Genomic DNA, 8190 nt, shown 5'->3' with positions numbered 1-8190 from the left:
ATGACCGCCGCACAGAACGCCCCCCAAGGGCAGTCCGCAGCCGCCGAGCCGGACTCCGGTGCCGCCGCTCCGACGCCGGACCCGACAGCAACCGCGCCCGCCCCCACGGCCGTTGCCCCACCGGTGGCCGAACCCGCACCCGCAGCCGCGTCCTCCCCGCGGTCGGAGCCGGAGGCCGAACCGGACCCGGAGTCACAGCCGGAGGGCGAGGTGCGCCGGCCCGACCCCGAGGCGGAGGCGGAGGCGGGGGCCCGGTCGGAGGGCGGGAGCCCGGCCGGTGACGGTGCCGCCGCTGCCGGCACCGTGCCCGACGTGGTCACCCTGGGCGACGACTCCGACGGCGGCGCCACCACCGCCGCGCAGGACGGTCACCCCGGCCGCCCGTCGCGGGCCATCCTGGCCGCCGCGGCCATCGCGGGCGCGCTCCTGGTGTCGGTGCCGTTCCTGATCAGCGCCCGCGGCAACGACGACGCCCCGTCCCGTACCGCCGCCGGGGGCGGCACGGCGGACACCGTACTGAGCGACTCGCTGGACGGTGCGGCTCCCGGCGCCTTCGAGTCGGCCGACCCGAAGCCGAACGCGGGCAAAGCGACGCCCTCCAAGTCGCCGTCGAAGGCGCCCGCGCAGGCTCCCGCCGGCACCGGCGGCAAGGGCTCCGGGGGCGGCGCGGCCCCCGGAGCCGGCGCCGGCGCTGCCGCGAACCCCGGCGGCAAGAGCCAGGGATCGGGCTCGGGCTCCAACACGTCGCAGAACTCCGGCGGTTCGAAGACCAGCGGTTCGGGATCGGGCACGAAGGGCTCGGCGGGAAGCGGCGGTTCGAGCAACAGCGGCAGCTCCGGCACGAGCAGCAAACCGAGCGCCACTCCGGTCGTCCCCGGCGCGATCATCTTCAGCCACGCGTCCAACAAGTGCATCGACGTCGTCGGCGACAAGGGCAAGGACGGTGCCCCGCTGGAGATCTGGACGTGCAACGGCAAGGCCCAGCAGAAGTGGGTGTTCAAGTCGGACGGCACCGTGCGCGCCATGGGCCTGTGCATGGACGTCGCCTGGGGCTCCACCGCGGACGGCGCGGTCATCCAACTGGCCAAGTGCAGCGGCAACCCGGCCCAGAAGTTCATCCTCGCCGGACCCAACGACCTGGTGAATCCGCAAGCCAACAAGTGCGTCGACGTCAAGGACCAGAAGACGGGCAACGGCACCCGGCTCCAACTGTGGACGTGCAACGGCCAGCCCAACCAGAAATGGACCGCACGCTGACCGATTCGCTGTTTTTCGCTGTGTGTGGGCGATATCTCGTCCGGCCGGGTGACCGACGAAGATCACCAGGTCAGGGCATCTGCCCCTACGCCCCTGATCGCCCTCGCACCCCTCGTACAGCGCTCTCACCTGGCAGGCGTACTGGCGCGAGCCTAGTCTCGTACTAAAATTTCCGGCTTGTTACGGAACGGAGCTGGAGCCGGACAACCCCAGGCAGACCTGCGGGCCCTCGCCAGCGCCCCGGAGGTCTCCGGGAACGAGACGCGAGGACCTGATGGCAGCCCTACACGAGAGCAGTGCTCTCGGTCTGCTCGAGGACGAGATCCACGAGCGGTTCGGCGACACGGCACGTTTCTCCGCGGGGCCCGCCGCCTCGCCGCGCACGCTCGTCGACGTGTTCGACGCCAGCGTACGTTCGTACCCGAACGAGCCCGCCCTCGACGACGGCACCACCGCCCTCACCTACCGGGCGCTGGCCGTCGAGGTCGAGGCCGTACGGCGCCGCCTGAGCGCCGCCGGAGTCGGCCTCGGGGACCGTGTCGGGGTCCGGGTGCCGTCCGGCACCAACGAGCTGTACGTCGCCATCCTGGCCGTGCTGGCCGCCGGTGCCGCCTACGTTCCCGTGGACGCCGAGGACCCGGACGAGCGGGCCGAGCTGGTGTTCGGTGAGGCCGATGTCCGGGCCGTCGTCGGCGCCGGTCACGAGATCACCGTGCCGGGGGCCCGCAGTGAGCGGCCCGCGCACCGCCCCGGGGTCGAGCACGACGCCTGGATCATCTTCACCTCCGGCTCCACCGGCAAGCCCAAGGGCGTCGCCGTCAGCCATCGCAGCGCCGCCGCCTTCGTGGACGCCGAGGCCGCGCTGTTCCTCACCGACGACCCGGTGGGACCCGGCGACCGGGTCATGGCGGGCCTCTCGGTGGCCTTCGACGCCTCCTGCGAGGAGATGTGGCTGGCCTGGCGCTACGGAGCCTGTCTGGTGCCCGTACCGCGCTCCCAGGTCCGCAGCGGGGCCGACCTCGGGCCCTGGCTGGTCGAGCAGGAGATCTCCGTGGTCTCCACCGTGCCCACGCTGGCCGCGCTGTGGGAGCCCGAGACCCTCAACGACGTACGGCTGCTGATCTTCGGCGGGGAGGCCTGCCCGCCCGAGCTGGTGCAGCGGCTGGTCACGGAGGGGCGCGAGGTGTGGAACACCTACGGGCCCACCGAGGCCACCGTCGTCGCCTGCGCCTCCCTGATGACCGGCGAGGAGCCCATCCGGATCGGGCTGCCCCTCAACGGCTGGGAGCTCGCCGTCGTCGACGAGGCCGGGGAGCCCGTCGCCATGGGCGGCAGTGGGCAGCTGGTGATCGGTGGTGTCGGGCTGGCCCGGTATCTCGATCCCGAGAAGGACGCCGAGAAGTACGCCCCGCTCGAATCCCTCGGCTGGGAGCGCGCCTATCGCAGCGGTGACCTCGTCAAGGCCGAGCCGGAGGGGCTGATCTTCCTCGGGCGGGCCGACGAGCAGATCAAGCTCGGCGGACGCCGTATCGAGCTGGGCGAGGTCGACTCGGCGCTCCAGGGGCTGCCCGGGGTCGCCGGCGCCGCAGCCGCCGTACGGACCGCCCGCAGCGGCAACCAGCTGCTCGTCGGCTATGTCGTGACGCAGGAGGGCTGGGACCAGGCCGCCGCCGTGGAGCGGCTGCGCGCCGAGCTGCCCGCCGCTCTGGTGCCGCTGCTCGCGCCGGTCGCCGACCTGCCCACGCGCACGTCGGGCAAGGTCGACCGCAACGCCCTGCCCTGGCCCCTGGAGGGGTTCGAGACCGGTCCCGCCGCCGTGCTGTACGGCACCGAGGCCTGGCTCGCCGAGCAGTGGAGCGAGGTCCTCGGCATCCCCGTGGGCAGCGCGGACGACGACTTCTTCGCCATCGGCGGCAGCAGTCTCGGCGCTGCCCAGCTCACGACACGGCTGCGGACGCGCTACGCGAGCGCGGCCGTCCTCGACATCTACCAGCAGCCCGTGCTGCGCAAGCTCGCCCGGCACCTGGAGGAGTCCGCGCAGGACGACACCGGCGGGCGGATCATCGCGCCGGTTCCCCTGCGCGCCAAGGCCGTGCAACTGCTGCTGCTGGTCCCGCTGTTCACGCTGATGGGGCTGCGGTGGGCGGTCGCGCTGGCCGCCGCCGGGAACGTACTGCACTGGTTCGGCGCCTATCCGTGGGCGCCGGCCACCTCGTGGTGGGCGGTGGCCGTCGGCGCCGCCGTGCTGTTCTCACCGCCCGGGCGGCTCGCCCTGGCGGCCGGTGGGGCGCGGCTGCTGCTGCGCGGTGTGAAGCCGGGGCGGTATCCGCGCGGTGGCAGCGTCCATCTGCGGCTGTGGACCGCCGAGCGGCTCGCCGAGTTCAGCGGGGCGACCTCGCTGACCGGTGCGTGGCTGGAACGGTACGCGCGGTCGCTGGGCGGCAAGGTCGGCGCTGACGTCGATCTGCACTCGCTGCCCCCCGTCACCGGCATGCTCAAGCTGGGGCGTGGGGCCGCCGTCGAGTCCGAGGTGGACCTTTCGGGGCACTGGCTGGACGGGGACCGGCTGGAGATCGGGCAGGTCAAGGTCGGTGCCGGCGCTGCCGTCGGGACGCGCAGCCTGCTCTTCCCGGGGGCCCGGGTCGGCAAGCGGGCCGAGGTGGCGCCGGGTTCGGCGGTCGTCGGGACGGTGCCGACCGGGCAGCGCTGGGCCGGTGCGCCGGCCGTCAAGCTCGGCAAGGCCAAGCGGAACTGGCCCAAGGAGCGTCCGCAGCGCGGGCGCGCCTGGCGGGCCATGTACGGCATCACCGGGTTCGCCCTGACCATGCTGCCGGTGCTGGCGGGCGCTGTCGCGCTGCTGGTCGCGGGCCTGTTCGTCGACCCGGCCGCCGGGCTCGGGGCCGCCCTGCGGGGCATCGCGCTCGCGCTGGTACCGGCCACGCTGTCGTTCGGTCTCGCGTACGCGCTGGTGCTGCTGATCGCCGTACGGCTGCTCAGTCTGGGCCTGCGCGAGGGTACGCATCCCACGCACAGCCGCATCGGCTGGCAGGCCTGGACGGTCACGCAGCTCATGGACCGCTCCCGCGAGACGCTGTTCCCGCTGTACGCCGGGCTGATCACACCGGTGTGGCTGCGGCTGCTCGGGATGCGGATCGGACGCGGCGCCGAGGTGTCGACCGTGCTGGCGCTGCCGAGCCTGACGACCGTCGGCGAGGGCGCCTTCCTGGCCGACGACACGCTGACCGCGCCGTACGAGCTCGGCGGTGGCTGGCTGCGGATCGGGCGGGCCGAGATCGGGCGGCGGGCTTTCCTGGGCAACTCCGGGATGACCGCGCCTGGCCGCTCGGTGCCCGACGGAGGCCTGGTCGGGGTCCTCTCGGCCACCCCGAAGAAGGCCAAGAAGGGCAGCTCGTACCTGGGTCTGCCGCCCATGAAGCTGCCCCGGTCGGCGAGCGGCGGCGACCAGAGCCGTACGTACGACCCGCCCGCGCATCTGCTGTGGGCGCGGGCGCTGGTGGAGCTGTTCCGGATCGTGCCGGTGTTCTGCTCGGCGGGTCTCGCGGTGCTGACGGTGGCCGTGTTCAGTGTGCTCGGCGGATGGTTCTGGCTGGCGGGCGGGCTGGTGCTCCTCGCTGTGGGGGCCCTCGCCTGTCTCCTGTCCATCGTCGCCAAGTGGGTGCTCGTGGGGCGCCACCGCGCCGGTGAGCATCCGCTGTGGAGCGGTTTCGTGTGGCGCAACGAGCTGGCGGACACCTTCGTCGAGGTCGTCGCCGTGCCGTGGCTCGTGGGTTCCGTACCGGGTACGCCGGTGATGTCGGCGTGGCTGCGGGGGCTCGGCGCGCGCATCGGGAAGGGGGTCTGGGTGGAGAGCTACTGGCTGCCCGAGACCGACCTGGTGACCCTGGGGGACGCGGCCACCGTGAACCGGGGATGCGTGCTCCAGACACACCTCTTCCACGACCGGATCTTGCGGACGGATACTGTGGTCCTCCGTGAGGGCGCGACGTTGGGTCCTGGCGGGATCGTCCTGCCCGGCTCCACGGTCGGGGCCCGGTCCACTCTGGGTCCCGCGTCGCTGGTCATGGCGGCGGAGTCCGTTCCCGACGACACCCGCTGGCTGGGCAACCCGATCGAGTCATGGCGTTCCTGAAAGCGGTGGGCACGGCTCGTTCGGGTACCGGAGCGGGAGTGGGTTCATCTCCGGCACCTCGTACGAGCACATCGCAGGGAGCAGACTCAGCAGTGAGCGTTCAGCAGACAGTGGGTTCCGACCCGTACTTTCCGGCAAACGGTGACGCCCGTTACCGGGTGCACCGGTACGAACTCGCGCTGGACTACCGCCCCGGGCCGAACCGGCTCGCGGGCACGGCCCGTATCAACGCCATAGCGGGACGGAGCTCTCTTGCCGAATTCCAGCTGAACCTGGGCGAATTCAAGATCGGCCGGGTCCGGGTGGACGGAAAGGCCGCCCACTACACGCACCGTGGCGGCCGACTGCGTGTCCGCCCCGCGAAGCCGCTGCGGACCGGGGCCGCGTTCACCGTCGAGGTGCACTGGGCGGGCAATCCCAAGCCGGTCAACAGCCCCTGGGGCGAGATCGGCTGGGAGGAGCTGGAGGACGGGGCGCTGGTGGCGAGCCAGCCGATCGGGGCGCCCTCCTGGTACCCGTGCAACGACCGGCCCGCCGACAAGGCGTCCTACCAGATCTCGATCACCACCCCGTCCGCGTACTCGGTGGTGGCGGGCGGGCGACTGCTGACGCGGACCACCAAGGCGTCCACCACCACGTGGGTGTACGAGCAGTCGGCGCCGACGTCGAGCTATCTGGTGGGGCTGTCGATCGGGAAGTACCAGACGGTGCTGCTCGGTGATCCGGGACTGGGAGGTGTGCCCCAGCACGGGCACATTCCGGCCGAGTTGCTGCCCGAGTTCTCCCGGGACTTCGCTCGCCAGCCCGCCATGATGGAGCTGTTCCAGGAGCTGTTCGGGCCGTATCCGTTCGGTGAGTACGCGGTCGTGGTGACCGAGGAGGAACTCGATGTGCCCGTGGAGGCACAGGGGTTGTCGCTGTTCGGCGCCAACCATGTGGACGGGGCCCGGAGTTCGGAACGGCTCGTCGCGCACGAGCTGGCCCACCAGTGGTTCGGCAACAGTGTGTCCATCGCGGACTGGCGCCACATCTGGCTGAACGAGGGGTTCGCCAAGTACGCGGAGTGGTTGTGGTCGGAGCGGTCCGGGGGACGCAGCGCGCAGCAACACGCCGCGGTGGCGCATCGGTTGCTGTCCGGACGGCCGCAGGATCTGCGGCTCGCCGATCCCGGGCGGAAGCTGATGTTCGACGACCGGCTGTATCAGCGGGGTGGGCTTGCCGTGCACGCGGTGCGGTGCGCTCTGGGGGACGAGGCGTTCTTCCGCATGCTGCGGGGGTGGGCCGGGTTGCACCGGGGTGGGTCGGTGAGTACGGGGACGTTCACGGCGTATGCGGGTCGGTTCGCCGCGGAGCCGTTGGACGAGTTGTTCGCCGCGTGGCTCTATGAGGGGGCGTTGCCCGCGTTGCCCTCGTCGGGGGCGTCGCCGGTGACGGGAGGGCCGCGGGTGCCTGCGCGGCCGTCTTATCCGCCGTCTTCCAGCGCGTAGCGCTGCGCGCGGCAGACCGTGGTTCGGTGCGGGTGCGCTGTGGCTTGTCGCGCCCCGCGGCGGAGCCGCCAATGTCACAGCCCCGCGCCCCTATCGGGCGCGTCAGCCTGGCGGTAGCGCAGAATGGCGGGCATGTCACGACGCTCCTCCAGCCCTGTTCAGAGTTCCACGTGTCCGTGCGGTGCTGCGGAGGCGTACGAAAGGTGCTGTGGCCGATTCCTCAGGGGTGAGGCGGCCGCACCGACCGCCGAGGCGCTGATGCGCTCCCGTTACAGCGCCTTCGTGAAGCGCGACGAGGCCTACCTCCTGCGCACCTGGCACCCGCGTACCCGCCCGGCGGGGATCTCGTTCGACCCCGGGATGCGGTGGACGGGCCTGGAGATCATCGAAACGGGCGGCGGTACGGCGTTCCACACCACCGGGACCGTGACGTTCCGGGCCTCCTACCGGGGCGGTGCGCTGCGGGAGCGGAGCCGGTTCGAGCGGGTCGACGGGGCATGGGTGTACGTCGACGGGGACATCGACGAGGACGACCGGAGCCGACAGGACCCTCAGGACTCCTAGGGGGCGAGGATGTCCAGTTCCTGAAGGGCTCCGACCGCGATCTCCCTGGTGAGTCGCTCCGCGCGTTCCCCGTCGCCCTCGCGGACCGCCTCGGCGACCTGTACGTGCAGGGTGACCGCGGCCGGGTCGGGGTCCTCGAACATGACCTCGTGATGGGTGCGGCCGGCCAGGACCTCCGCGACGACGTCGCCCAGACGGGCGAACATCTCGTTGCCGGAGGCCTCCAGGATCACCCGGTGGAAGGCCACGTCGTGGACCAGATAGCCCTCCAGCTGATGGCCGCGCGAGTTGGCGACCATGCCCAGCGCGCACTCCGTGAGCCGGGCGCACTGCTCGGCGGTGGCGAACTTGGCGGCCAGTCCCGCGGCGACCGGTTCGACGGCGGAGCGCAGCACGGTGAGGGAGCGCAGTTGCTGCGGGCGGTCGGCGCCCGCCAGCCGCCAGCGGATGACCTGAGGGTCGTACACGTTCCACTCGGCCTTGGGACGGACCGTGACGCCGACCCGGCGGCGGGACTCGACCAGGTGCATCGACTCCAGGACCCGGACCGCCTCCCGCATCACCGAGCGGGACACGTCGAAGCGCTGGGCCAGTTCGTCCGTGCGCAGAACGCTGCCCGGGGGGTACTCGCCCGCGGTGATCGCCGGCCCGAGGGTTTCCAGTACATGGCCGTGCAGCCCTCGGCCCGGTGTGCTCATGCACTCAGCGTACGGGGCGCGTCACACTCCTAAA

Annotated in this window: 5 protein-coding genes; 4 read left to right on the top strand and 1 reads right to left on the bottom strand. The window is 72.1% G+C overall.

Features of this window, described 5'->3' with window-relative positions; all coding sequences use genetic code 11:
• The 4 genes from PV734_RS04685 to PV734_RS04670 all read left to right on the top strand — a co-directional run bounded on the left by PV734_RS04685 (position 1) and on the right by PV734_RS04670 (position 7458).
• Entirely contained in the window at positions 1–1257 is a 1257-nt protein-coding gene (locus PV734_RS04685; RefSeq protein ID WP_319094175.1) for an RICIN domain-containing protein, read from the top strand.
• Positions 1258–1531: 274 nt separating this feature from the next.
• Positions 1532–5407 (top strand): Pls/PosA family non-ribosomal peptide synthetase, encoded by a 3876-nt coding sequence (locus PV734_RS04680; protein ID WP_319288825.1) that lies wholly within the window; start codon positions 1532–1534, stop codon positions 5405–5407.
• Positions 5408–5499: 92 nt separating this feature from the next.
• Positions 5500–6894 carry a M1 family metallopeptidase gene (locus PV734_RS04675; RefSeq protein ID WP_319094177.1) on the top strand — a complete coding sequence of 465 codons (1395 nt, stop codon included), beginning with the start codon at positions 5500–5502 and terminating at the stop codon, positions 6892–6894.
• A 123-nt stretch (positions 6895–7017) separates the two neighbouring features.
• The gene (locus tag PV734_RS04670; protein ID WP_319288824.1) at positions 7018–7458 is read left to right on the top strand and encodes a YchJ family protein; all 441 of its coding nucleotides are present in this window, start codon (positions 7018–7020) and stop codon (positions 7456–7458) included.
• Here PV734_RS04670 and PV734_RS04665 read toward each other — a convergent pair.
• Positions 7455–8156: a FadR/GntR family transcriptional regulator gene (locus tag PV734_RS04665; protein ID WP_319094179.1), complete on the bottom strand. Its 702-nt coding sequence runs from the start codon at positions 8154–8156 to the stop codon at positions 7455–7457. The two genes, PV734_RS04670 and PV734_RS04665, sit on opposite strands and share 4 nt — an antisense overlap.
• Positions 8157–8190: the final 34 nt, after the last annotated feature.

The organism is Streptomyces sp. AK08-02, assembly GCF_033795085.1.
GTDB lineage: Bacteria > Actinomycetota > Actinomycetes > Streptomycetales > Streptomycetaceae > Streptomyces > Streptomyces echiniscabiei.
Note: the sequence above shows the minus strand (reverse complement) of the source record. Positions and strands in the feature narration are given on the sequence as shown.